The sequence below is a fragment of the Nocardiopsis aegyptia genome (genome assembly GCF_013410755.1).
GTDB lineage: Bacteria > Actinomycetota > Actinomycetes > Streptosporangiales > Streptosporangiaceae > Nocardiopsis > Nocardiopsis aegyptia.
Genome location: NZ_JACCFS010000001.1, coordinates 552,125 through 577,017 on the forward strand (window position 1 = coordinate 552,125; position 24,893 = coordinate 577,017).

Annotated in this window: 24 protein-coding genes; 18 read left to right on the forward strand and 6 right to left on the reverse strand. The window is 71.9% G+C overall.

Annotated elements, in window-relative coordinates; genetic code table 11:
* Positions 1 to 10 precede the first annotated feature (10 nt).
* The 3 genes from HNR10_RS02600 (at position 11) to HNR10_RS02610 (ending at position 4,336) form a co-directional block, all read left to right on the forward strand.
* Positions 11 to 2,371 carry an arylsulfatase gene (locus HNR10_RS02600; RefSeq protein ID WP_179820558.1) on the forward strand — a complete coding sequence of 787 codons (2,361 nt, stop codon included), beginning with the start codon at positions 11 to 13 and terminating at the stop codon, positions 2,369 to 2,371.
* Positions 2,364 to 3,290 (forward strand): formylglycine-generating enzyme family protein, encoded by a 927-nt coding sequence (locus HNR10_RS02605; RefSeq protein WP_179820560.1) that lies wholly within the window; start codon positions 2,364 to 2,366, stop codon positions 3,288 to 3,290. The genes HNR10_RS02600 and HNR10_RS02605 overlap by 8 nt, the downstream gene beginning before the upstream one ends.
* A 92-nt stretch (positions 3,291 to 3,382) precedes the next feature.
* The gene (locus tag HNR10_RS02610) at positions 3,383 to 4,336 is read left to right on the forward strand and encodes a GNAT family N-acetyltransferase (protein ID WP_179820561.1); all 954 of its coding nucleotides are present in this window, start codon (positions 3,383 to 3,385) and stop codon (positions 4,334 to 4,336) included.
* Positions 4,337 to 4,391: 55 nt separating this feature from the next.
* Here HNR10_RS02610 and HNR10_RS02615 read toward each other — a convergent pair whose 3' ends face one another.
* Positions 4,392 to 5,048: a GntR family transcriptional regulator gene (locus HNR10_RS02615; RefSeq protein WP_179820563.1), complete on the reverse strand. Its 657-nt coding sequence runs from the start codon at positions 5,046 to 5,048 to the stop codon at positions 4,392 to 4,394.
* Positions 5,049 to 5,129: 81 nt separating this feature from the next.
* On the opposite strand from HNR10_RS02615, the gene HNR10_RS02620 reads away from it, so the two are divergent.
* The 13 genes from HNR10_RS02620 (at position 5,130) to HNR10_RS02680 (ending at position 18,246) form a co-directional block, all read left to right on the forward strand.
* Positions 5,130 to 6,374 carry a sarcosine oxidase subunit beta family protein gene (locus HNR10_RS02620; RefSeq protein WP_179820564.1) on the forward strand — a complete coding sequence of 415 codons (1,245 nt, stop codon included), beginning with the start codon at positions 5,130 to 5,132 and terminating at the stop codon, positions 6,372 to 6,374.
* A gap of 16 nt (positions 6,375 to 6,390) precedes the next feature.
* On the forward strand, positions 6,391 to 6,690 hold the full coding sequence (locus HNR10_RS02625) for a sarcosine oxidase subunit delta (RefSeq protein ID WP_179820566.1): 300 nt from the start codon (positions 6,391 to 6,393) through the stop codon (positions 6,688 to 6,690).
* Positions 6,687 to 9,557, forward strand: coding sequence for a 2Fe-2S iron-sulfur cluster-binding protein (locus HNR10_RS02630; RefSeq protein ID WP_179820567.1), 2,871 nt, complete (start codon positions 6,687 to 6,689; stop codon positions 9,555 to 9,557). The genes HNR10_RS02625 and HNR10_RS02630 overlap by 4 nt, the downstream gene beginning before the upstream one ends.
* Positions 9,547 to 10,152 (forward strand): sarcosine oxidase subunit gamma, encoded by a 606-nt coding sequence (locus tag HNR10_RS02635; RefSeq protein ID WP_179820569.1) that lies wholly within the window; start codon positions 9,547 to 9,549, stop codon positions 10,150 to 10,152. Before HNR10_RS02630 ends, HNR10_RS02635 begins: the two co-directional genes overlap by 11 nt.
* Positions 10,149 to 11,522 carry an L-serine ammonia-lyase gene (locus HNR10_RS02640; RefSeq protein WP_179829483.1) on the forward strand — a complete coding sequence of 458 codons (1,374 nt, stop codon included), beginning with the start codon at positions 10,149 to 10,151 and terminating at the stop codon, positions 11,520 to 11,522. The genes HNR10_RS02635 and HNR10_RS02640 overlap by 4 nt, the downstream gene beginning before the upstream one ends.
* Positions 11,523 to 11,583: 61 nt before the next feature.
* Positions 11,584 to 12,435, forward strand: a complete 852-nt coding sequence (gene purU / locus HNR10_RS02645) for a formyltetrahydrofolate deformylase (protein WP_179820570.1) — start codon at positions 11,584 to 11,586, stop codon at positions 12,433 to 12,435.
* 49 nt (positions 12,436 to 12,484) lie between these two features.
* The gene (locus tag HNR10_RS02650) at positions 12,485 to 13,108 is read left to right on the forward strand and encodes a cyclodeaminase/cyclohydrolase family protein (protein ID WP_312889069.1); all 624 of its coding nucleotides are present in this window, start codon (positions 12,485 to 12,487) and stop codon (positions 13,106 to 13,108) included.
* Positions 13,105 to 13,977 (forward strand): bifunctional 5,10-methylenetetrahydrofolate dehydrogenase/5,10-methenyltetrahydrofolate cyclohydrolase, encoded by an 873-nt coding sequence (locus tag HNR10_RS02655; protein WP_179820572.1) that lies wholly within the window; start codon positions 13,105 to 13,107, stop codon positions 13,975 to 13,977. Before HNR10_RS02650 ends, HNR10_RS02655 begins: the two co-directional genes overlap by 4 nt.
* A gap of 64 nt (positions 13,978 to 14,041) precedes the next feature.
* On the forward strand, positions 14,042 to 14,716 hold the full coding sequence (gene folE, locus HNR10_RS02660; protein WP_312889070.1) for a GTP cyclohydrolase I FolE: 675 nt from the start codon (positions 14,042 to 14,044) through the stop codon (positions 14,714 to 14,716).
* Between the two features lie 96 nt (positions 14,717 to 14,812).
* Positions 14,813 to 15,631: a glucose 1-dehydrogenase gene (locus tag HNR10_RS02665; RefSeq protein WP_179820573.1), complete on the forward strand. Its 819-nt coding sequence runs from the start codon at positions 14,813 to 14,815 to the stop codon at positions 15,629 to 15,631.
* Between the two features lie 162 nt (positions 15,632 to 15,793).
* Positions 15,794 to 16,015, forward strand: a complete 222-nt coding sequence (locus HNR10_RS02670; RefSeq protein ID WP_179820575.1) for a hypothetical protein — start codon at positions 15,794 to 15,796, stop codon at positions 16,013 to 16,015.
* A 179-nt stretch (positions 16,016 to 16,194) separates the two neighbouring features.
* A complete protein-coding gene (locus HNR10_RS02675) occupies positions 16,195 to 16,602 on the forward strand; it encodes a MerR family transcriptional regulator (protein ID WP_179820577.1) in 408 nt (135 codons plus the stop codon).
* A 21-nt stretch (positions 16,603 to 16,623) separates the two neighbouring features.
* On the forward strand, positions 16,624 to 18,246 hold the full coding sequence (locus HNR10_RS02680; protein WP_179820579.1) for a peptide chain release factor 3: 1,623 nt from the start codon (positions 16,624 to 16,626) through the stop codon (positions 18,244 to 18,246).
* Positions 18,247 to 18,340: 94 nt separating this feature from the next.
* Here the strand turns inward: HNR10_RS02680 and HNR10_RS02685 are convergent, their stop codons facing one another.
* Together HNR10_RS02685 and HNR10_RS02690 are read right to left on the reverse strand one after the other, a co-directional pair.
* On the reverse strand, positions 18,341 to 18,607 hold the full coding sequence (locus HNR10_RS02685; RefSeq protein WP_179820580.1) for a hypothetical protein: 267 nt from the start codon (positions 18,605 to 18,607) through the stop codon (positions 18,341 to 18,343).
* 155 nt (positions 18,608 to 18,762) lie between these two features.
* Positions 18,763 to 19,236 carry a hemerythrin domain-containing protein gene (locus HNR10_RS02690; RefSeq protein ID WP_179820582.1) on the reverse strand — a complete coding sequence of 158 codons (474 nt, stop codon included), beginning with the start codon at positions 19,234 to 19,236 and terminating at the stop codon, positions 18,763 to 18,765.
* A 129-nt stretch (positions 19,237 to 19,365) separates the two neighbouring features.
* Between HNR10_RS02690 and HNR10_RS02695 the strand changes: the two genes are divergently transcribed.
* Positions 19,366 to 20,037 (forward strand): TetR/AcrR family transcriptional regulator, encoded by a 672-nt coding sequence (locus HNR10_RS02695; RefSeq protein ID WP_179820583.1) that lies wholly within the window; start codon positions 19,366 to 19,368, stop codon positions 20,035 to 20,037.
* Positions 20,038 to 20,116: 79 nt separating this feature from the next.
* On the opposite strand, the gene HNR10_RS02700 is transcribed toward HNR10_RS02695, so the two are convergent.
* Positions 20,117 to 20,821, reverse strand: a complete 705-nt coding sequence (locus HNR10_RS02700) for a DedA family protein (RefSeq protein ID WP_179820585.1) — start codon at positions 20,819 to 20,821, stop codon at positions 20,117 to 20,119.
* Positions 20,822 to 21,286: 465 nt separating this feature from the next.
* Here HNR10_RS02700 and HNR10_RS02705 point away from each other — a divergent pair, with 465 nt between their 5' ends.
* Positions 21,287 to 22,015, forward strand: coding sequence for a dienelactone hydrolase family protein (locus HNR10_RS02705; protein WP_179820587.1), 729 nt, complete (start codon positions 21,287 to 21,289; stop codon positions 22,013 to 22,015).
* Between the two features lie 26 nt (positions 22,016 to 22,041).
* Here HNR10_RS02705 and HNR10_RS02710 read toward each other — a convergent pair whose 3' ends face one another.
* Positions 22,042 to 22,833 carry an alpha/beta hydrolase fold domain-containing protein gene (locus tag HNR10_RS02710; protein ID WP_179820588.1) on the reverse strand — a complete coding sequence of 264 codons (792 nt, stop codon included), beginning with the start codon at positions 22,831 to 22,833 and terminating at the stop codon, positions 22,042 to 22,044.
* Positions 22,834 to 23,363: 530 nt separating this feature from the next.
* Positions 23,364 to 24,602, reverse strand: a complete 1,239-nt coding sequence (manD, locus tag HNR10_RS02715) for a D-mannonate dehydratase ManD (protein WP_179820590.1) — start codon at positions 24,600 to 24,602, stop codon at positions 23,364 to 23,366.
* Positions 24,603 to 24,893: the final 291 nt, after the last annotated feature.

Sequence of the window (24,893 nt, forward strand, 5' to 3'; positions counted from 1 at the left end):
GGAGCGATCGATGCCGAATCCACGCGTCAGCCGGGAACAGCTGCCGATTCCGGACCCACAGCACGCTCCCGCCACATCGACCGACGTGCGTGAGCAGAACCCCCCGTACGAACCACAGCAGCCCGTTCAGCCGCCCGAGGGCGCGCCGAACGTGGTCGTGGTGCTCATCGACGACATGGGCTTCGGCGCGCCCAGCACGTTCGGGGGACCGTGCGCGATGCCCACCGCCGACCGTCTGGCCGAGGGCGGACTGCGCTACTCGCGGTTCCACGTCACGGCGATCTGCTCCCCCACCCGCCAGTCGCTGCTCACCGGCCGCAACCACCACTCGGTGGGGATGGGCGTCACGACGGAGATGTCCAGCGCGGCGCCCGGGTACAGCGGGATCCGTCCGCGCAGCGCGGCCACCCTGGCCCAGGTGCTGCGGGGCAACGGCTACAACACGGGCGCCTTCGGCAAGTGGCACCAGACGCCGGCGCGCGACGTCAGCCCGGCCGGCCCGTTCGACCGGTGGCCCACCGGCGAGGGGTTCGAGAAGTTCTACGGGTTCGTGTGCGCGGAGATGAACCACTGGTATCCGGTGCTCTTCGACGGGACCGCGCCGACCGAGCCGGACCGCAAGCCCGAGGACGGCTACCACCTGTCCGAGGACCTGGTGGACCAGGCGATCGACTGGGTCCGTACGCAGCAGACCCTCAAGCCCGACACACCGTTCTTCGCCTACGTGCCGTTCGGCGCCACCCACGCGCCCTACCACGTGCCCCGCGAGTACCGGGAGAAGTACCGGGGCGCGTTCGACCACGGCTGGGACGCCCAGCGGGAGATCACGCTCGCACGGCAGAAGGAACTCGGCGTCGTCCCACCGGACGCCGAACTGGCGCCCTGGGCCGAGGGGGTGCCGCACTGGGACGAACTGGACGACGCCGAGCGCCGCTCCGCCGCGTCGCTGATGGAGCTCTACGCCGGCTTCGCCGAGCACACCGACGTCCAGGTCGGCCGCCTCGTCGACGCCATCGAGGAGATGGGCGCGCTGGAGAACACGCTGATCGTGTACATCCTCGGCGACAACGGCGCCTCGGCCGAGGGCGGCCTGGGGGGCACGCTCAACGAGCACCGCTTCGCCAGCGGCATCCCGGACAGCGCCGAGTACATCAACGAGCACGACGAGGCGCTCGGCGACCCGACGACGCACGCCCACTACCCGGTCGGGTGGGCGCTGGCGATGAACACGCCCTACCAGTGGACGAAGCAGGTCGCCTCGCACTTCGGCGGCACCCGCGACGGCATGGTGGTGCATTGGCCGGCCGGGATCACCGAACGCGGCGGCGTGCGCGACCAGTTCCACCACGTGATCGACGTGATGCCGACCGTCCTGGAGGCGGCCGGGCTGCCCGAACCGACCACGGTGGACGGCATCACGCAGAAGCCGATCGAGGGCACCAGCATGCTCTACAGCTTCAACGGCGCCGACGAACCGGACCGGCACACACTGCAGTACTTCGAGATGGTCGGCCACCGGGGCATCTACCACGACGGCTGGATGGCGGTCACCCGGCACGGTGTGCCGTGGGAGATGGTGGAGTCCGAGCACCGGTCCTACGACGACGACGTCTGGGAGCTCTACGACACCAGCGTCGACTGGACCCAGTCGCACGACATCGCCGCCGAACACCCGGGCAGGCTGCGGGAACTCCAGCAGCTGTTCCTCATCGAGGCAGCGAAGTACAACGTCTTCCCGCTGGACGACCGGATGACCGAACGCGAGAACCCCAGGGAGGCCGGCCGGCTGGACCTGCACGGCGACCGTGGGACGATCACCTTCCACGGCCCCGGTCTGCGCCTGACCGAGGAGACGGCGCCGAACGTGAAGAACCGCTCGCACACGATCACGGCACGCGTGGACGTGCCCGAGGGCGGTGCGTCCGGGGTCCTCGTGGCGCAGGGCGGCAGGTTCGGCGGCTGGTCGCTGTACTGCCACGAGGGCAGGCCCAGCTACGCGTACAACTACTTCGGGCTCAGTGAGCACAAGGTCGCCGCGAGCGAACCGCTCGGCGCGGGCCGGCACGAGATCACCCTGGAGTTCGGCTACGACGGCGGCGGCGTGGGCCGAGGCGCGACCGTCGTGCTGGGTGTGGACGGCGAGAAGGTCGGCGAGGGCAGGGTGGCGGCGACCATCCCCTACTACTTCGCCTTCGACGAGACCTTCGACCTCGGCGTCGACCGCGCCTCGCCGGTGACCGACGACTACGCCTTCGCCGACAACGCGTTCACCGGCACGCTGGAGCGGGTCCGGTTCGACCTGTCCGACGACGTCTGGAGCGACGTGGCCAGTGAGCAGGCGCGCACGGAGTTCCGGGCCGCCCATGAGTGAGCGGTCGGCGGGCGGCCGGTGCTGCGCCCCCTCGCGCGAGGCGGGCGGCGCGGCCCGCCCCGCCGCACGGCCGGCCTTCGAGCGGGGCCCGGGCGACGTGAGCGGTCTGGTGCGCCTGGAGGGCGGGGCCTTCCTCATGGGCTGCGACGACGCCCGCTCCTATCCGGGCGACGGCGAGGGGCCGGTCCGCCGGGTCGAGGTGGACCCGTTCTGGATCGGCCCGACGACGGTGACCAACGCGGAGTTCGCCGTGTTCGCCGACGCGACCGGCTACCGCACGGACGCCGAGCGGTTCGGCTGGTCCTTCGTGTTCGGCGGGCTCCTGCCCGACGACTTCCCGCCCACCAGGGCCGTGGCGAACGCGCCGTGGTGGCGCCAGGTCGAGGGTGCCGACTGGCGGCGCCCCGAGGGCCCCGGGTCGTCGACGGCGGACCGGGCCGACCATCCGGTGGTGCACGTGTCCTGGGACGACGCCCGGGCCTACTGCGACTGGGCGGGTCTGCGCCTTCCGACCGAAGCGGAGTGGGAGTACGCGGCGCGGGGCGGGTTGGAGGGCCGCGCCTACCCGTGGGGCGACGAGCTCGAACCCGGCGGCGAGCACCGGATGAACGTCTGGCAGGGGTCCTTCCCGCACAGCAACACCCTCGCCGACGGGTGGCTCGGGACCTGCCCGGTCACCGCGTTCGCGCCGAACGGGCACGGCCTGTACAACATGACGGGCAACGTGTGGGAGTGGTGCCGGGACCGGTTCGACTCGGCTCCGCACGCCGGGGACGGCGCGCGCCGGAGTTCGCGCGGCGGGTCCTACCTGTGCCACGAGTCCTACTGCCGGCGCTACCGGGTCAGCGCGCGCCAGGGGCTGACCCCGGACTCGTCGATGGGCAACGCCGGGTTCCGCTGCGCCCGCGACGCCGGGTGAGGCCGCGAGGCCGCGGGGCCGTGTGAGGCCGCGGGGCCGTCGGCCGAAAAACCGGTCGACGGGCCCGCGGCTTCCTGGCACCCTGGGGCATCGTGACGACTTCAGAGCTTGTGACCGCCGCGGACGTGGAACTCATGCAGGGCCTGGCGCAGCGCGTCACGGCCACCCACCCGGAGCTGGTGAACAGCGACGCCTCCTTCGGCGAGCTGGCCTGGAACTGGGGCAGGGCGCACACCGCCCAGGGCTCCTCGTGGCGCCGCCGCCTGTGGTCCTCCGGCGGGGAACTCGTGGCATGGGGGTGGGCCCAGTTGCCGTGCAGCGTCCGGCTCAGCGACGGGACCGTCGCGAACGCCACCGGCGCCTACCTGGCCTACCAGGTCCACCCCGACCACGCCGACCTGGTCGACGAGGTGATCGACTGGTTCGACGCCACCGCGCCGGGCCTGGAGCGCACCGTACTGCCGGGCGCCTCCGACGGGTTCGCCCTGGAACGGTGGGCGGCGCACGGGTACGTGCCCGACCCGGACGGGCAGGGCGACACCGGCTCCTGGACCCAGCTCAACCAGCGCGACCTCACCGACGTGGAACCGCCGAAGCTCCCGGGCGGGTACACGTTCCGCACCGCCGACGAGGCCGGGGAGGAGGCCGCGGTCCGCGCCCACCTGAACGCCTGGGGACCCCGGGCGTACTCGGTCGAGGCCTACCGCGACCTGCGGGGGACGAACGGCTACCGCGGCGACCTGCACGTGCTGGTGGAGGCACCGGACGGGACGATGGCGTCCTCGGCCATCATGTGGCTGGACGGGGCGAACCGCACCGTCGAGTTCGAGCCGATGGGCACGCACCCCGACCACCGGCGCCTGGGACTGGGCCGGGCGGTGCTCCTGCACGGGATGCGCCTGGCCCGCGAGGCGGGGGCCGTGCAGGCGACGGTCGCCTGTCTGGGGGCACCGGGGCACCCGGCGGCCCGCGAGCTGTACTACGGCGCGGGGTTCCGCGAGCTGTGCCGGGACGTCCCCCTCCTCAAGCCCGCGACCGCCGCCTGACGGAGGAGCGGGGCGCCTCCGCCGCACCCGGCCCGGGACACGGGCGGACCGGTGCTCAGATCAGGGAGCGGATCGCCCGCTCGAACCCGGCGACGTGCTCCAGGGCGAGCTCGGCGGCCTTGTCCGCGTCGCCCTCGATGATGGCGGTCAGCAGCGGGATGTGCTCCTCCACGTGGCCGGTCACGCCCGAGAGCCGGGGGATGAAGACGCACCAGATCCGGGTGGCCAGGTCGTCGTAGGTGATCAGGGTGTCCTGGAGGAACGGGTTGTACACGCACCGGTAGATCGCGCGGTGCACGCTGACGTCGGCGCGGAGCAGTTCGGTGTTGTCCTCGCCGCGCTCGTTCTCCAGGCGTGAGCGCAGCTCGGCGAGCGCGGCGCGGTCGGCGGTGGTGGCCCGCTCGGCCGCCGACGAGGCGGCCAGCGGCTCCAGGGTGCGCCGCACCTCGGAGATGTGCGCCAGGTCGGCGATGTGCACGTCGGTGGCGAAGGTACCGCGGCGGGGGTAGGCGATGACCATGCGGTCGCGCGCGAGGCGCTTCAGCGCCTCGCGGATCGGGGTGCGCCCCATGCCGAGTTCGCTGCTGAGCCGGTCCTCGTTGATGGGGTCGCCCGGCTTGATGTCCAGCATGACCAGGCGGTCGCGGATCTCGGCGTAGGCCTGGTCGGCGAGCGAAGTTCCCGAAGATGACTCATTGACCTGTGTTCCCATGTGACCTACAGTACAACGAAAGCTGATATATCAGTCGTCGATTAAATGGCGTCCACCCCCACTTCCGCTGGAGGCATCGCGATGACCGACCCGTCCCCGGCCCGTCCACCAGGCGCACACCTGCCCGACCACCCCGACTTCCTGTGGAAGGACCCGGAGCCGAAGTCCGCCTACGACGTCGTGATCGTCGGGGGCGGCGGGCACGGCCTCGCCACCGCCTACTACCTCGCCAAGGTGCACGGCATCACGAACGTGGCGGTCCTGGAGAAGGGGTGGCTGGCCGGCGGCAACATGGCCCGCAACACCACGATCATCCGCTCCAACTATTTGTGGGACGAGAGCTCCGGCATCTACGAGCACTCCCTGAAGCTGTGGGAGGGGCTGGAGGAGGACCTCGGCTACCCGATCCTGTTCGACCAGCGCGGCGTGCTCAACCTCGCGCACAGCCTCCAGGACGTGCGCGACAGCGTGCGCCGGGTCAACGCCAACCGGCTCAACGGCGTCGACGCCGAATGGCTGGACCCGGAGGGCGTCAAGGAGGTCTGCCCGATCGTCAACGTCTCGCCGGACGTGCGCTACCCCGTCATGGGGGCCACGTTCCAGCCGCGGGCCGGCATCGCCAAGCACGACTACGTGGCCTGGGGCTATGCCAGGGCCGCGCACGAGATGGGCGTCGACCTCATCCAGAACTGCGAGGTCACCGGCATCGAGACGACCGGCGACCGGGTCACCGCCGTGCGGACCACGCGCGGGCGCATCGCCGCGGGCCGGGTCGCGCTGTGCGCGGCCGGGCACAGTTCGGTGCTCGCTGAGATGGCCGGCCTCCGGCTCCCCCTCACCTCGCACCCGCTCCAGGCGCTGGTCTCGGAGCTGCTCGAACCCGTGCACCCCACCGTGGTGATGTCCAACGCGGTGCACGTCTACGTCTCCCAGGCGCACAAGGGCGAACTCGTCATGGGCGCCGGCATCGACAGCTACAACGGCTACGGGCAGCGGGGATCGTTCCACATCATCGAACGGCAGATGTCGGCCGCGCTGGAGCTGTTCCCGATCTTCGCCAGGGCCCACCTGCTGCGCACGTGGGCGGGGATCGTCGACGTGAGCCCGGACGCCTCCCCCATCGTCGGGCTCACCCCGGTCGAGGGCCTCTACCTCAACTGCGGATGGGGCACCGGCGGCTTCAAGGCCACCCCCGGCGTCGGTGACTGCTTCGCGCACACCATCGCCCACGACAAGCCGCACCGGTTCAACGAGCCGTTCACCCTCGAACGCTTCACCACCGGCGCGCTCGTCGACGAGCACGGCGCCGCCGCCGTCGCGCACTGAGAGCGAGGATCCAGCCATGCAACTCATCCCCTGCCCGTGGTGCGGGCCCCGCGAGGAAGCCGAGTTCCACTACGGCGGCCAGGCGCACGTGGCCTACCCCGAGGACCCCCGTGCGCTGACCGACCAGGAGTGGGCACGGTTCGTGTTCTTCCGCGACAACCCGTGCGGGCCCTTCGCGGAGCGGTGGAGCCACAGCGCGGGCTGCCGCCGGTGGTTCAACGCCGTCCGCGACACCAGGACCTACGAACTGCTGTCCGTGTACCGCGTCGGCGAGCCGATGCCCGAAGTCAGTGAGAGGGACGAGGTGGTCTCGTGAGCGCGACCTTCCGCCTGCCCGCCGGCGGCCGTATCGACAGGGACACCGAGCTGCGGTTCACCTTCGACGGCCGGTCGATGACCGGGCACCCCGGCGACACCCTGGCCTCCGCGCTGCTGGCCAACGGCGAGCACCGGATCGGCACCAGCATCAAGTTCGGCCGACCGCGCGGCATCGTGGCGGCGGGGTCGGAGGACCCGACGTCGCTGGTGCAGATCGAGCGGCCCTTCCCGGAGCCGATGCTGACCGCGACCACCGTGGAGCTCTACGACGGCCTCGTCGCCCACGGCCTGCCCGGGCAGGGCCGGCTGGCGACCGAGCCGGACCCGGCCCGCTACGACGCCAAGCACGTGCACTGCGACGTCCTGGTCGTCGGGACCGGCCCCGCGGGCCTGGTGGCCGCGCTCACCGCCGCCCGCAGCGGCGCCCGCGTCGTCGTGGTCGACGAGCAGAGCCGGGCCGGCGGCTCACTGCTGGGCACCCGGGAGTACCTGAACGAGCGGCCCTGGGCCGACTGGGTCGACGACACCGTGGCCGAGCTGCGTAGCACCCCCGGGGTGCTGGTCCTGGAGCGCACCACGGCGTTCGGCGTCTACCAGGACGGGTTCGTCCTGGCCCTGCAGCGCCGCACCGACCACCTCGGCTTCGACGCGCCCGCCGACGCGGCCCGCCAGCGGGTCTGGCGGATCAGGGCCGCGCAGACCGTCCTGGCCACCGGCGCCCACGAGCGGCCCGTCGTCTTCGCCGACAACGACCGCCCGGGCATCATGCTCGCCGGCTCCGCACGCACCTACCTGCACCGCTACGGCGTCCTGCCCGGCTCGCGGGCGGTCGTCCTCGCCACCAACGACAGCGCCTACGTCGCCGCGCTCGACCTCGCCAACGCCGGGATGGACGTGGCGATGGTCGTCGACGCCAGGCCCACCGCGCCCCGGCTGCTGCGGGCGCGGTGCTACGCCCGCGAGATCGAGGTGCGCACCGGCCACGTCGTCACCGGAACCGAGGGCGGGGACCGGGTCAGCGGGGTGCGCGTCGCACCGGTCGAGGGCTCCGACGGGACCGTGGAGACCGTCGCCTGCGACACCCTGCTCGTCTCCGGCGGCTGGAACCCCGTCGTGCACCTGTTCAGCCAGGCGGGCGGCACCCTGCGCTACGACGCCGGCCTGGGCGCCTACGTGCCCGGCGAGGAGCTGCCGACCGTGCGGGTGGCCGGATCGGCGACCGGTGCCCTCGACCTGGCGGCGTGCCTGCGCCAGGGCTGGGAGGCCGGCTGCGGGGCCGCGCTCGCCACGGGCGCCCGCCCCGACGAGGTCGTCCTGCCGGCCTCGGACTCGCGGGCCGAGGAGCAGCCCGGCCTGGTGCTGTTGCGCGTCCCGGGCGGCGAACCCGAGGAGGACGCACCGGACACCCGCTTCGTCGACCTGCAGCGCGACGCGACGGTCTCCGACGTCCTGCGCGCCACCGGCGCGGGGCTGAGCTCACTGGAGCACGTGAAGCGGTACACGACCATCGGCACCGCGCACGACCAGGGCAAGACCTCGGGGATGATCGCCGCGGGGATCGTCGCCGAGGCGCTGGGGGTCGAACTCTCCGACCAGCGGCCCACCACGTTCCGGCCGCCCTACACCCCGGTGTCGTTCGCCGCGCTGGCCGGACGCGACCGCGGCGTGCTGCACGACCCGGTGCGGGTGACCTCCGTGCACCCCTGGCACGTCGCGCGCGGCGCGCTCTTCGAGGACGTGGGCCAGTGGAAGCGGCCCTGGTACTTCCCCCTGCCTGGCGAGGACATGGACATCGCCGTGCTGCGGGAGTGCCGCGCCGCCCGTGAGGGGGTCGCCCTGATGGACGGCTCGACGCTGGGCAAGATCGACGTCCAGGGCCGGGACGCGGGGCGCTTCCTCGACATGCTCTACACGAACAAGATGAGCGGCCTGAGGGTCGGGAAGATCCGCTACGGGCTCATGTGCGGCGTCGACGGCATGGTCATCGACGACGGCACCGTCATCCGGCTGGCCGAGGACCGCTTCCTGGTGACCACGACGACCGGCAACGCCGCGATGGTCCTGGACTGGATGGAGGAGTGGCTCCAGACGGAGTGGCCCGACCTGGACGTGTACGCCGCCTCGGTCACCGAGCACTGGGCCACGCTCCCGCTGGTGGGACCGCGCTCGCGCGACGTGCTCGCCGCGCTCGCGCCCGGCCTGGACGTGAGCAACGAGGCCTTCGAGTTCATGGCCTGGCGGGACACCGTCCTGGACGTGGGACCGGGGGTCACGGCCCGGGTGTGCCGGATCAGCTTCTCCGGTGAGCTGGCCTACGAGATCAACGTGACCGCCTGGCACGGCCCGGCCGTGTGGGAGGCGCTCATGGCGGCGGGCGAGCGGTACGGGATCACGCCGTACGGCACCGAGACCATGCACGTGCTGCGGGCCGAGAAGGGCTACCCGATCGTGGGCCAGGACACCGACGCCACGGTCACACCCCAGGACTTGGGGATGTCGTGGGCGGTGTCGAAGAAGAAGGCCGACTTCCTCGGCAGGCGGTCCTTCGCCCGGGCGGAGAACAACCGCCCCGACCGCAAGCAGCTCGTCGGGCTGCTGCCGCTGGACAGGGACGTGCGGCTGCCGGAGGGCGCGCAGGTGGTCGACACCGACGAGCTGCCCGAGCCGCCGGTCCGGATGCTCGGCCACGTTACCTCCAGCTACCGCAGTGCCGCCCTGGACCGCACGTTCGCGCTCGCGGTGGTGCGCTCGGGCCGCGAGCGCGTCGGCGAGCGGCTCTACGTCCCCGTCGGGGACGGCCTCGTACCGATCACCGTGACCGAGTCAGTGCTCTACGACAAGGAAGGAGCCCGTCGTGAGGGCTGACACCAGCGTCCGGACCAGCCCCCTGGCGGCGTGGACGGACCGACTCGCCGACCTCGCCCCCGCGCTGACGGCCGCCGAGCGGCCGTTCCTGACCCAGCTCACCGTGCGCGCCTCCGACCCGGTCGCCGTGGCCAGGATGGGCGAGGCACTGGGCGTCGCGTTCCCGGCCGACCCGTGCACGGCGACCCGGGGCGGCGGCCCCTTCGGCGCCGTCGAGGTGCTGTGGCTGGGGCCCGACGAGTACCTCGTGGTGGCCGAACCCGACCGGCGGGTCCCGGTCGAGGACGCCCTGCGCGCCGCACTGCGCCCCGCGCGCGGCGCGGTCGTGGACACCTCGGCCCAGCGCACGACGATCGCGCTGTCGGGCCCGCACGCGCGGGACGTCCTCGCCCACGGCTGCGCCATCGACCTGCACCCGTCGGCGGCACCGGCCGGAACCTGCGTGCAGACCCTGGTGGCCAGGGCCGGAGCCGTCCTGCGCGTCGACGACGCGGAGTCCGGCGCCTTCACCCTGCTGGTGCGCTCCTCCTTCGCGGAGTACCTCGCCGCGTGGCTGAGCGACGCCTGCGTCGAGTACCGGGCGGCCCTGTCATGAGCCTCAGCGTGCTCGACCTGTTCAAGGTCGGGATCGGGCCGTCGAGCTCGCACACCGTCGGGCCGATGCGCGCGGCGAAGTCGTTCGCGGACGCCCTGCGGGACGAGGGGGCGTCGTCACGGGTGGCGTCGGTGCGGGTCGAACTGTTCGGGTCGCTCGGTGCGACCGGCCACGGGCACGGCAGTGTGCGGGCGGTCGTCCTGGGGCTGGCCGGGCACGCGCCCGACACGGTCGACCCGGTCGCGGCCCGGCCGATGGTGGACGACGTGGCGGCGACCGGGAAGCTGGAGCTGGCCGGCGGGCGCGTGATCGGGTTCTCCGTCGACGACGACGTCGTGCTGCACCGGAACAAGCGGCTCGACTTCCACAGCAACGGCATGGTCTTCCACGCGTTCGACCGCGCGGGGTCCCCGGTGTCGGTCCGTACCTACTACTCGGTCGGCGGCGGGTTCGTCGTGGACGAGGACGCCGCCGGGGCGAAGGCCCTGGTCGAGGACCCCACGCCCGTGGAGCACCCCTTCGCCACCGCCGAGGAGCTGCTGGCCCGCGCCGACGGCGCCGGACTCTCGTTCAGCGCGGTGATGCTGGCCAACGAGCGGTCCCGCCGCCCGGACCGGGAGACCAGGGACCGGCTGCTGGAGATCTGGTCCGTGATGCGGGAGTGCGTCGAACGCGGGTCCACGACCGGGGGCGTCCTGCCCGGCGGGCTGCGCGTCCGGCGGCGCGCCGCGACGCTGCGGGAGGACCTGGAGGCCGCGGGCGAGACCGGGGACCCGCTGCGCGCCATGGAGTGGGTGACGATGTTCGCCCTCGCGGTCAACGAGGAGAACGCGGCGGGCGGGCGGATCGTGACCGCGCCGACCAACGGCGCGGCGGGGATCATCCCCGCCGTCCTGTACTACTACGAGCGCTTCGTGCCCGGCGCCGACGACGACGGCATCGTGCGGTTCCTGCTCACCGCGGGCGCGATCGGCATGCTGTTCAAGCAGAACGCGTCGATCTCCGGCGCGGAGGTCGGGTGCCAGGGCGAGGTGGGCTCCGCCTGCTCCATGGCCGCGGCCGGCCTGGCCGAGGTGCTCGGCGGCACCCCCGCCCAGGTGGAGAACGCCGCCGAGATCGGTATCGAGCACAACCTGGGCCTGACCTGCGATCCGGTGGGCGGCCTGGTGCAGATCCCCTGCATCGAGCGCAACGCGATCGCCGCCATCAAGGCCATCACCGCGGCGCGGATGTCGGTGCGCGGCGACGGCGCGCACCACGTGTCCCTCGACAAGGCCATCAAGACCATGCGGGAGACCGGCGCCGACATGAAGGACAAGTACAAGGAGACCGCCCGCGGCGGGCTCGCGCTCAACGTCGTCGAGTGCTGACCGGCGCACACGCCCGGCCGGCACCGAGAACGCTCACCCCCTTCACGCTGAGGAGACCCTCGTGGCGCGCAACTTCACTCTCACCCTGCGGTGCCCGGAACGGGCGGGCATCGTCCACGCGGTGACCGAGTTCCTGGTCGACCGCGGCTGCGACATCGTCGAGCACCAGCAGTTCGACGACAACGTGCGCGGCCAGCTGTTCCTGCGGACCTCGTTTGCGTGCTCGGCGTCCGAGCGCGGGACCGACGAGCTCAGGAGCGAGTTCGACTCCGTGGCGCGGGAGTTCGCCATGGACTTCCAGCTGTGGGACGAGCGCCGGCCGCGCATTCTGGTGATGGTGTCCAAGACCGCCCACTGCCTGAACGACCTGCTGTTCCGCTGGCGCGCGGGCAACCTCGACGGGGAGCTCGTCGGGGTGGTGTCCAACCACGAGGACCTGCGGCCGATGGCCGAGGCGGCCGGCCTGGACTTCGTCCACGTACCGGTGACCGAGGCGTCCAAGGCGGCCGCCGAGGCCCGCCTGCTCGAACTCGTCGAGGAGTACGGCGCCGACCTCGTCGTGCTCGCGCGGTACATGCAGGTGCTCTCGGACGACCTGTGCGCCAAGCTCGAAGGCCGCGTGATCAACATCCACCACTCCTTCCTGCCGGGGTTCAAGGGCGCCAAGCCCTACCACCAGGCCTACGACCGCGGTGTGAAGTACGTCGGCGCGACCGCGCACTACGTCACGCCCGACCTCGACGAGGGCCCGATCATCGAGCAGGAGGTGCTGAGGGTGGACCACTCCTTCGACCCGCGGGCGCTGGCGACCGTGGGACGCGACGCGGAGGCGCTCGCGCTGTCCCGGGCGGTGCGCTGGCACTGCCAGCACCGCGTCCTGCTGTACGGCCGCAGCACCGTCGTCTTCCGCTGACCCCCCGATCCGCCCGCCCCAAGCCACTCGACCCCCAAGGACGGACAACGTGATACGTGGCCGGACACTCGACGCCTTCCTGACCGACCTCGCCGCCCGAAGGCCCGCCCCCGGAGGCGGAGCCACCGCCGCCGTGCACGCGGCCCAGGCCGCCGCCCTGGTCGGCATGGTGGCCCGCTACAGCGACGGCGCGCGCTTCGCCGAGCACGCCGAGGAGATCGCGCGGATCGTGGCAGCCTCCGACCGGCTGTGGGCGGAGTCCCTGCGGCTCGCGGAGGCGGACGCGGCGGCCTTCTCCGCGGTCACCGACGCCTACGCCCTGCCCCGCGCCACCGACGAGGAGAAGGCGGAGCGCACCCTCGCCATGGCCGCGGCCCTGCAGGAGGCCTGCGAGCCGCCCGTCGCGGTGATCGCGGCCGCCGCCGAGGCCGTCGCCCTGGCCGAGCGCGTCCTGCCGATCGGCAACCGCAACGTCGTCACCGACGTGGCCGCGGCGGCCGAGGCCGCCCGCGCCGCCGCCACGACGGCCAGGGTGAACGTCGAGATCAACCTGGGCGGTATCAGGGACCCCCGGGCACGGGAGGAGTTCCGGGAGGCGGCCCGGGCCGTCGATCCCGTCGTCGAGCGCGCGGAGAAGGTCACCGCCGCGGTCCGGGAGGCGATCGCCGTATGACCGCCACGAGCACGGAGCCCCGGACCACCACCGCGCTCACGGGCAGGCCGCTGGCCGAGGGGATCCGGCGGGACGCGCGCGAGCGGGCCGCCGCGCTGGCCGCGGCGGGCACCCCGCCGCGCCTGGTGGTCGTCACGGCCACGGACGACGGGTCGGCCCTGTGGTACGTGCGCTCGATCGCCAAGGCGGCCGCGGCCGTCGGAATCGACTGCGACGTCCGCGACCTCGGCCCCTCGGCTTCGCGAGCGCGCATCCGGGACACGCTGCGCGACCTGAACCGGGACCCGCGGGTGCACGGCATCATCCTGCAGACCCCGTTGCCCGAGGGTCTGTCACCGGCCGGGCTCGCGGTGGAGATCGACCCGGCCAAGGACGTCGACGGGGCGAACCCCGCGAGCCTGGGGCGCTGCGCGGCCGGGCTGCCCGGCTTCGCCCCGGCCACGGCCGAGGCCGTGGTGCGGCTCCTCGACCACCACGGCGTCGAGCTGGCGGGCAGGGACGTCGCGATGGTCGGCCGCTCCCTGGTCGTGGGCACCCCGGTGGCGCTGCTGCTGTTGGAACGGGACGCGACGGTGACGGTCTGCCACTCCCTGACGGCGGAGCTGCGGGACCGCACCAGCACCGCCGACATCGTGGTCGTCGCCACGGGTGTGCCGCACCTGATCGGCGCGGACCACCTCCGGGAGGGCGCCGTGGTCGTCGACGTGGGCACCAACGCCACGGACGACGGCCTGACCGGCGATGTCGACGCGGACGCGGTCGAGGGCGTCGCGGGCGCGCTCACGCCGGTGCCCGGCGGCGTCGGACCGGTGACCACGGCGCTGCTGCTCTCCCACACCGTGCGGGCGGCCGACCGCGCGACGGGCTGACACCGGTCGGCGGGACACCGGTCGCCGGGACACCGCCCCAGACAGCTGATCCAGAGGTGCACACGTGACAGTCACGGAACAACAGCCATCCGAACCGCTTCGGGGCCTGGCCCCGGTCCACGGCCCACCGCCGCGCGGAGAGCACGGGCCGGGGCCGGTGGGCCCGGACGCCGCCGAGGTGGACCTGGACGCCGCCGAGTCGGCCGCACGCGACTTCCTCCGGCACCTGGGCGTCTCGCTGGCGCCGGAGGGCATGGAGCAGACCCCGGGGCGTATGGCCAGGGCCTACGCCGAGCTCCTGGCGCCCCGGCCCTTCCAGCTCACCACCTTCCCCAACGAGCACGGGTACGCGGACTTCGTCATCGCCCGCGCCATCCCCGTGCACTCGGTCTGCGAGCACCACTTCCTCCCCTTCACCGGGATCGCCCACGTGGGCTACCTCCCCGGCTCCCGCATCGTCGGTCTGTCCAAGCTCGCCCGGGTCGTCGAACACTTCGCCCGGAGGCCCCAGGTCCAGGAGAGGCTCACGCAGCAGATCGCGGCGCTGCTCACCGAGCAGCTCGGCGCCGACGCCGTCGGGGTGGTGATCGAGGCCGAGCACCTGTGCATGACCCTGCGCGGGGTCCAGGCCGCGGGGTCGACCACGAGCACCTCCGCGATGCTGGGCTCCCTGAGCAAGGACGCGGACCTGCGCCGGGAGTTCCTGTCCCTCGTCAGCCTCTCCGGGCCCGGACGATGAGGCGCCGCGCGCCGGACACGGTGTGGTGGTCCCGCCGCTCCGGGCGTCCGTGAGGTAGACAGGCTCTCGTACCCTGCCACCGGATCGGGAGATGGTGTGAACGGCGAGCCCACGACCGACACGTTCACGATCGAGCCGCCCGGGGAGCGGCTCCTGGACGGCCGCAAGGCGCTGGTGACCGGCGCGGACTCCGGGATCGGGCAGGGCATCGCCTACCGGCTCGCGGCGCACGGCGCCGCCGTGGCGATCAACCACCTGGACGACTCGACGACCGCCGACGCGATGGCCGAGGAGATCCGGGACGCGGGCGGCAGGGCCGTCAGCGTGCGGATGGACGTCACCCGAGAGGACCAGGTCCAGCGGGCGTTCGCGCGGGCCGCCGAGGAGTTCGACGGCCTCGACCTGCTGGTCAACAACGCCGGCATCGAGCGCCCGTTCCGGCTGGTGGACATGGAGCTGGAGTGGTGGCGCAAGGTCATCGACGTCAACCTCACCGGCACGTTCCTGTGCTCCAGGGAAGCGGCGCGGACCATGCTGGACCGCGGCTCGCGCGGCGCGATCATCAACATCAGCAGTGTCCACGAGGAGATCCCCTGGAAGGAGTTCTCCCACTACTGCGCTTCCAAGGGCGGACAGCGCATGTTCACGCGCAGCATCGCGCGCGAACTCGCTCCGCACGGCATCCGCGTGCTGGCGGTGGCACCGGGGGCGATCGCGACGTCCATCAACGAGGACGTGCTGGCCGACCCGCGCCGGCGGGAGGCGGTGGAGGAGGAGATCCCGCTGGGGCGCTGGGGCGCGGTGTCCGACGTCGCCGGGGTGGTGGCGTTCCTGGCCTCGGACCGGGCGGAGTACATCGTCGGCTCGACGGTGTTCGTGGACGGCGGCATGATGCTCTACCCGAAGTTCGTCTGACCGCGCGTGGCGTCGGCGTGCGTCCGCGGGGCACACGCGGGACACGGGCATCCGCGGGCACGGGCCTACGCGGGGATTTACCCTCACCGCCGTTTCGTCCCACGCTGTCAGGGCAGGCGAGCGAATGACAGGCCACGACCGCCGGACGCACAGGGAGGGGACATGGGCGACTCCACCGAACAGGCGCTGCGCACACGCGACGAGCACTACGACATGGTGAGCGTGCTGTACCACGTGCTCCAGGAGGGCGACACGATCGAGCGCTACATCCGTGACGCCAAGGACTCGGGCGACGAGGAGCTGGTCGAGTTCTTCGAGCAGGTCCAGAAGCAGGACCGCGAGCGCGCGGCACGCTGCAAGGAACTGATCAAGGCCCGACTGTAGTTCCGCAGCACCCGCACACGGCCGGAGGGACGCCCACGCCCCCTCCGGCCGTTGTCGTGCCGGTGGGCACGCGGAAACCCCCTACCGGCGCACGAGCGCGCTAACGTGGCGGATTCGGTGATCGGCATCACCTAACCGAACCTAACGTTAGAGTAGAGTTGACGAAGAGGGGAACCGCGATGGTTGGAGCGGACCACATGCAGATCGGTGAGGTCGCCGAGCGCACCGGTCTGTCCCTGCGCACGATCCGCTACTACGGCGAGGTCGGCCTGGTCGAACCCTCCGCCCGCTCCCGCGGCGGGTTCCGGCTCTACACCGACACGGACGTGGACCGGCTCAACCTCATCAAGCGGATGAAACCCCTGGAGTTCAGCCTGGAGGAGACCCGCGAACTCCTCTCGGCCATCGACCGGCTGCAGTCGGCCGAGACCGACTCGGAGGAGCGCGCCGACCTGGTCGAGCGGTTGGACGCCTTCGAGGCGGCCATCGACGCACGGTGCCGGACCCTGCGCGACCAGCTCGCGATGGCCGAGGAGTTCGCCGGGAAGCTGCGCGAGCAGCGGTCCCGACAGCACACGAGTACGTAACACCCAGCGACGGAGGACGCAGTGACGACGACGGCTTCGGAGAGGTCGACGACCGAGGTCGCCCGGGAGGCGGGGCGTCGGCGGACGTTCGCGGTGATCTCGCACCCGGACGCCGGTAAGTCGACGCTGACCGAGGCCCTGGCGCTGCACGCGGCGGCGATCTCCTCGGCCGGTGCGGTGCACGGCAAGGGCGACCGTCGGGGTGTGACCTCGGACTGGATGGAGATGGAGCAGGACCGGGGGATCTCGATCACCTCGGCCGCTTTGCGCATCGACTACTCCGACCGGGTGCTGAACCTGGTGGACACCCCGGGTCACGCGGACTTCTCCGAGGACACCTACCGGGTGCTCTCGGCGGTGGACTGCGCGATCATGCTGCTGGACTCGGCCAAGGGCCTGGAGCCGCAGACGCTGAAGCTGTTCGACGTGTGCCGGGCACGCAGGATGCCGGTGATCACGTTCGTGAACAAGTGGGACCGTCCCGGGCGTGAGCCGTTGGAGCTGCTGGACGAGATCGAGCAGCGGATCGGGCTGCGGCCCACGCCGTTGAACTGGCCGGTGGGCATCGCCGGGGACTTCCGCGGACTCATCGACCGGTCGAGCGGCACCTACACCAAGATGACGCGCACCCCCGGAGGCGCCAGCAAAGCCGTCGAGCAGGTGCTGCCGGCCGAGGACGCGGCACGCATCGAGGGGCAGGAATGGGGACAGGCGAGCGAGGAGATCGAACTCCTCGGTGAGATCGGCGCGGACTTCGACCACGACTCGTTCATGGCCGGGGAGTCCTCCCCGGTGCTCTTCGGCGCGGCGCTGCCCAACTTCGGCGTCGGCCAACTGCTGGAGACCATCGTCGGCCTGGCCCCCGCTCCCACCGCGAAGACCGGCACCAGGGACGAGCCCCGGCCGGTGGACGCCCCCTTCTCCGGGCAGGTGTTCAAGATGCAGGCCAACATGGACAAGAACCACCGCGACCGCATGGCGTTCGTGCGGGTGTCCTCGGGGCGCTTCGACCGGGGCATGGTGCTCACGCACGCGGCGACGGGCCGCCCCTTCGCCACCAAGTACTCCCAGGCGGTGTTCGGCTCCGAGCGCTCCACCATCGACACCGCCTTCCCGGGCGACGTGATCGCGCTCGTCAACGCCCAGGCACTGTCCGTGGGGGACACCCTCTACGACGGTCCCAAGGTGGAGTTCCCGCCCATCCCGAGCTTCGCACCCGAACACTTCGTCGTCGCCCGCGCGGTCGACGCCGGCAAGTACAAGCAGTTCCAGCGCGGCATCGCCCAGCTGGACGCCGAGGGCGTGGTGCAGGTACTCACCTCGGACGTGCGCGGAGAGCAGGCGCCGGTCCTGGCCGCCGTGGGGCCCCTGCAGTTCGACGTGGTCCGCCACCGCATGGAACACGAGTTCCGCTCCCCCATCGACACCTCGCCGCTGGACTACTCCGTGGCGCGGCGCACCGACACCGAATCGGCGCCCGCCCTGCACGCGCTCTCGGGCGCGGAGGTGCTGCGCCGCCGCAACGACGGCGAACTGCTGGTGCTGGTGCACAACAAGTGGCGGCTGCGGGTCATCGAGCGCGAGCACCCGGGCCTGTTCATGGAACCCCTCCTCGCGGGCGGCGTCGAGGAAGACGCCTACTGACACACTCGCGCCCGGTCGAACGCCGGCCCCGTGACTCCGCGTCAGCGCTGACGGGACCTTGACCGGTGGCCCTGGTGTCGGCCGCGTCGTGGGTTCAGCGGCCGCAGATCTCCTCCATCAGGTCCAGGTCCCGCAGCGTGTTCGACCAGTCGCCGATGAAGTGGAGCAGGGTCTCCCGGTCGGAGTGGTCGGCACCGCGCCTCTGGTCGCGGAGTTCGATGGCCCGGTCCAGCCACCTCTCCACTTCGAAGGAGTCCTCGGCCCGGTCGTGCAGGGCGACGTACCGTTCCGACAGAGCCTCCCCTGTCACCGTGAACACCCGTCGCAGGGCCGCGAGATCCATACCGTGGTGGTCGTTCATGCCCGTCCCGTCGAAGACTGCTGGCGAGAGCGGAACCACCGACGACTCGGACGGCGGCAGGGGGAAGCCGCGAAGAGCGGGCCGATGGGCCGGTTCGACCCATATTCTACCCTTACGTCAGAGTAGGGTTCCAACGGGCCCCGGTGGGCCGCCCCTCAGACCCGCACGGGGCCGTAGGAGTTGAGCGCCTCCACGATCTGGGCCTCCTCGTAGTCCAGGTGGGCCTCGATCTCGGCGGCCAGCCGCTCGACGTCCTCGCGCACGGCGGCCGGCTCACCGCTCGCGACCAGTTCCTGGATGCGGTCGAGGCTCCGGCTGATGACCGAGTGCTCCCTGGACAGGCGCTCCAGCACGGGCGCCAGGTGGGGATGGGACTCGGCCAGTCCGGGGAACATGCGCTCGTCCTCGGCGGTGTGGTGTCCGTGCAGGAACTCGCAGAAGGACAGGCACTTCTTGCGGAGCTGCTCCTCCAGCGGCCGCGGCGCGCCCGTGCCGCGCACGGCGTCCAGGCCCTCGCGCACGGAAGCCAGTTCGCCGCGCAGGATGTCGTGGATCCTGACGAGCTGCTCGCCCAGGACCACAGTGCGGTCGTCGTCGGAACGGGGATCGGTGCCGGTCGTGTCGCTCATGTGCTCACTCTCGTGCGGGGCGGGGAACCGAGACGGACAAAATATGCCAGTGACTGGCACTATGCCATCACAGGCACAAAACGGCAACGGGCTTCCGCCGTGCCACCCCCTCCCCGGTACGCTGGCCCGATGACCACGCGCCCCGCCCACGACGAGGAGTCCTCGCTCCCCCTGCGCGAACGCAAGAAGCTGCGCACCCGCCGCTCCCTCGCCGACACCGCGCTGCGCATGTTCCTCGAACGCGGCTACCACGAGGTCACCCTGGAGGAACTGGTGAGCGCGGTCGAGGTGTCCATGCGGACCTTCTTCCGCTACTACTCCTCCAAGGAGGAGGTCGCGATGGCGGCGGAGAACGAACTGTGGGACGCCTACGCCGGCGAAGTGGACCGCCGCAAGCTCACCGGCCCGGTCCTGGCCCACCTGCGCGAGTGCTACGCGGCCGCGGTCCGCGGCCGCTCCGCGGACTGGTCCGAGCGCTACCTGGCCTGCCGCGGCCTCGCCGCCCGCACACCCGCGCTGCGCGTGTACCACGCCGGCACCACACAGGACCTCCAGCTGAGGATCATCGAGACCCTGGAGAAGGAGTTCGACACCGACAGCCGCGCGGACGTCCGACTGCGGCTGATCGCGGACATGGCCCTGGCGTCGGTCCGCTACGGCACCAAGAACTGGATGCGCGCGCACCGGCACAGCGGCCGCCCCGACGACGCCGAACGCCTGATCGCCGAGGTCGCACTGGCCTTCGACGCCCTTCCCAGCGCCCTCACCCTGAGCGCCGACGCGCCGCCGGACTCCGCCTGAACGGCCTGAACCCCGGTTCGCGGGGACCGGCGCCACGCGGGGAGGGCACCGGCCCGGCTCACGAACGGGGAGCGACGCGTCAGGACAGGGTTCGATCGGCGGCGGGGGCCTCCTCCGCCACGGTCGTACGGGCGCGGACGAGCTTGACCGTGCGGGAGACGACGAACCAGGCGAACAGCAGGGCGATGACGACGAGGACGGCGTTGCTCAGCAGGCTGCTGTACCGGCTCAGGAGGGGGTGGATCTGCGGCCCGAAGCCGTATCCCAACCCGATCCACACCGAGTTCCACACCCCGCTGCCCACCAGCGTGTAGAGCGAGAACTTCCAGAGCGGCATGCGCTCGATACCGGCCGGGACCGAGATACCGCTGCGCACCAGCGGAACGCAGCGTCCGACCATGACGGCGATACCGCCCCACCGCTTGAACACGCGCTCGGCGCGGTGGAAGTCCTCGACCTCGAACAGCGGCAGCTTCTCGAACAGCCAGCGCGTACGCTCACGCCCGAAGAGCGCACCGACGGCGTAGAAGATCCAGGCGCCGACCATGGCACCCGCGGTGGCGCAGACCAGGGCCAGGGCGAAGTTCATCTCGCCCGCATAGGCGAGATAACCGGCGACCGGAAGAATGAGTTCGCTGGGCACCGGCGGAAACAGCGATTCGATGGCGAGGGCGAGACCCACTCCGACCTCCCCCAGAGTGGAGATCAGACCGATCACCCAGCCGATGAATCCGTCGTATTCCGCGTGGGAACCCGGGCCCGCCGTCGCGAGACGTGTCGTCATCGGAGCATGGGAGATCATGAGTGTCCTTGCCCATTTCGTTCGGTGAATTCCGGAACAGCGGGGGTACGGTATCCGCCGGTGTGGGGACATCCGGAGAGAGGACGGGTAGGGGGAATCCACCGTCGACGCATCCCTCGGCCGACCGGATTCTCGTCGCGCGTTCCGCGGTCGGATCACCATCCGGCACGAAAGTCGGTTCCGTGCCGTTCGGCACGGCCGATCGTCTTGCCAGGATCATACGCCCAGCGCGGCGCACTCACACGCGTTCGTGGATTCGCGACCGCGGAGCCCGGGCGAAAACCCGTTGGCCGGGCGCGGCGACCCGTGCTAGCCTCCGGCAGGCCGTGCGAGAGAACGAGGAGGTGGTACCCGTGAACACTGCGACATGGGTGCTCCCCTCAGGGGTCACGGTCGGACGATAGGTCGTCCGGGAGCGCCGTACGAGCACTCCCGAAGGGCACGACCATGCAGTTCACCTGCGAACAGCGCCTCGACGGTGGCGTCCGCGAACGCGAGTTCACCCTCGACGGCATCCCCGGCGTCCTGTGGACGCCCGGATCCGCCTCCGCACCGGTCCCGCTGATCCTGCTCGGCCACCCCGGCGGACTGCGCCGGATGTACCCCCGGCTGGCGGCGCGGGCCCGGCACTCCGTGGCGGCGGGGTTCGCCGCGGCCACCATCGAACTCCCCGGTGCCGGGGAGCGCCCCGCTTCCACCTCCGCCGAGCAGGCCCGCGCGGACCTGCTCCGGGCTCTGGCGGCCGACGAGCCGGTCGACGCGATCGTCGACCGGCTCGTCCTCCCGCTGGTCGGGAGGGCGGTTCCGGAATGGCGGGCCGCCCTGGACGCCCTTCTCGCGCTCCCCGGGATCCGGGGCCCGGTCGGGTACTCGGGCGGCGTGATCGCCATCGGCCTCCGGCTGGCGGCTGTCGAGCCGCGCATCGCGGCCGCCCTGCTGTTCGCCGGATCCTTCGTGCCGCGCAGCATGTTCGAGGAGGCCCGACGGGTCACCGTGCCCCTCCAGGTCCTGCTGCAGTGGGACGACGAGGGAAACGACCGGCAACTGGCCCTGGACCTGTTCGACGCCTTCGGTTCCAGGGAGAAGACGCTGCACGCCAATATGGGCGGGCACACCGGCGTCCCCTGGTTCGAGGGGGACGCCGGCGACCGCTTCTTCGCCCGGCACCTGAGGTGAGGGCGGCCGGGGCGGCGAGCGGGGTGTCAGCCCAGTCCGGCGGTCCAGTCGCGTAGGCGTGCCAGGAACGTCCGGCCGGTGGGCGGCGCGTCCTCGACGAGCATCGCGGCGTGGAACACGTGCGGCATGCCCTCGTAGAGGTCGACCGAGGCATCGGTGCCGGCCTCGGCGGCGGCCGCGGCGAACCGCAGCGCGTCGTCCAGGAACAGCTCGTCGCCCCCGGTCGGCAGCAGGACCGGCGGCAGCCCGCGCAGGTCGCCGTGGAGCGGCGACTGGGGTGCCCGGTCCGGCGCGGCACCGTCCAGGTACTGCGGCAGGACGTCGCCGACGACCGCCCCGGTGAGCAGGTCCCGTCCCTCGTTGGCCGTGAGGGACGGACCGGACCCGGTGAGGTCGGTCAGTGCCGAGGCCGCGACCGCGCCGGCCGGGAGCGCTGTCCCCGCGTCCCTGAGCACCAGCAGCGCCGACAGCACCAGGGTGGCGCCGGCCGACTCCCCCGCCAGGACGATCCGCGACGCGGGGACGCCCTGGGCGAGCAGAGCGCGGTAGACCGCGACCACGTCGTCGAGCGGAGCCGGGAACGGGTGCGCGGGGGCCAGACGGTAGTCGACCCGCAGCGCGGGCCGCCCGGTGGCCCGGGACAGGCGGTGGGCCATCACGCGCTCGCTGGCCGGATTGCTGTGCACGAATCCGCCGCCGTGGACGTACACGACCACGCCCGCGCCGAGCCCCGCCCGGTCGGCGTCGATCCAGTCGCAGGGGACTCCGGCGGTGTCCGGCAGCAGGGGCCGGGTCGTGGCGTCGTCGGGCAGCGCCACGGAGGACAGCGCCCCCGAGGTGAACAGCGCACGGATCGCGGTGCGCTCCTGTTCCGAGGCCGGGACACGGGTGGTGATCGGGGTTACCGAAATGGCTCGGTTCCTTTCTGAGAGGTTATGCGCATGGTCGGTCGACGGTATTTCCGGGCACGGCGGAACAGCGCCGGGGCGCATCCGGACCGGTCGCACGACAATGGACTCCGGGCGGGCGGGAAAGCGCGCCGGAACATGCGCAGGGACGGATACGCGATGGCGCGGACGCCGATACGGAGGACCGTGCGAATCGCGTGGTCACGCACCACAGGTGCCGGACACCGGGTGGTCGCGGGAAAGGACGGCTCTAGAGGAGTTCCGTGAAGCGCGTCATGGCGGCATCAACTCCTCGAGGTCGGGTATCGCCCGGCTCGTTTCCGGTCAGGGAATGGCCGTGGCGACACACAGGAGATCCAATCCGCTCCGCGCTCTCCTGTCAACATCGAACGGCGGGCGCGGCGGCGGGAATCGACTCGTCCGCGCCGCCGCAGCCGCCGTCACCAGTCGTGCACCGTTCCGTCGGCCAGCCGGTTGAACGGCAGATACGCCCGCACGTACGGATACTTCCCGGCCTCGTCGACATCCAGATCGACACCGAGGCCGGGCTCCTCCCCCGGGTGCAGGCGGCCGTTGCTCCAGGTGAAGGACTGCTGGAACACCTCGTCGGTCCTGGCCCCGTGCCTCATGTACTCCTGGATGCCGAAGTTGTGCACCGCCAACCCCAGGTGCAGGGCGGCGGCCATCCCGACCGGCGAGATGTCGGTGGGCCCGTGTATACCGGACTTGATCTGGTACTGGGCGGCGTAGTCCAGCACCTTCCTCAGGTGCGTGATGCCGCCGGTGTGGGTGACGGCGCTGCGCACGTAGTCGATGAGCTGCTCACGGATGATCTGCTGGTAGTCCCAGACGGTGTTGAAGATCTCGCCGATGGCCAGCGGCGTGGTGGTGTGCTGCCGTACCAGCCGCAACGCCTCCTGGTTCTCCGCCGGTGTGCAGTCCTCCAGCCAGAACAGGTCGTAGGGCTCCAGTGACTTGCCCAGCTTCGCGGCCTGGATGGGGGTGAGCCGGTGGTGGGCGTCGTGCAGCAGCGGCAGGTCGGGGCCGAACTCGGCCCGCACGGCTTCGAACACGGTCGGGATGTGGCGGAGGTAGCCGCGGGTGTCCCAGTCCTCCTCATTGGGCAGGGCGCCGCGCTGGGCGGGCTCGTGGTCGTAGCGCACGCCCTGGTTGGCCTCGGAGGTGGCGTTGCCGGCGATGCCGTAGATGGACTTCAGGCCGGGGACGCCGGTCTGCACGCGGATCGCCCGGTAGCCCTGGGCCCGGTGGTCGCGGATCGAGTCGAAGAGCTCGGGCAGGTCCCGGCCCGAGGCGTGCCCGTAGGCGAGCAGGCCGTCGCGGGACGCGCCGCCCAGGAGTTGGTAGACGGGCAGGCCGGCGGCCTTGCCCTTGATGTCCCACAGCGCCGTGTCGACCGCGGCGATGGCCGCCATCGTCACGGGCCCGCGCCGCCAGTAGGCGCCGCGGTAGAGGAACTGCCAGGTGTCCTCGATCCGGTGGGCGTCGCGTCCCAGCAGCAGCGGCACGACGTGGTCCTTGAGGTAGGCCACCACCGCCATCTCGCGTCCGTTCAGGGTGGCGTCGCCCAGGCCCACGAGGCCGTCGTCCGTGGTCAGCCGCAGTGTGACGAAGTTGCGGTCCGGGCTCGTGACGATCACTTCGGCCCTGTCGATGAGCATGGCGCTTCCCTCCGGTGTGCGGGTGTGCATGATCCCACCGAGCGCGAACCGCGGACGCGGCGGGGCCGGGACTGGTGACGGCGGCCGCCCGCCGCGGGCGCGGGTGCCCGGCCCCGGTCCGGCCGTTCGCGCCCACGGAAAACCGGTGGACCGGAACAGCGCCGCTCCCCTACCTTGGTCTCTCCCCAACGTGAGGATTCAGCGCGCATGACGCCCCCCGCTCTGTAGACCTGCCTTTTCAGCGCATCGGAAGCCGACCACGCCGTCGGCTCTCTTCCCCATGCCTCTGGT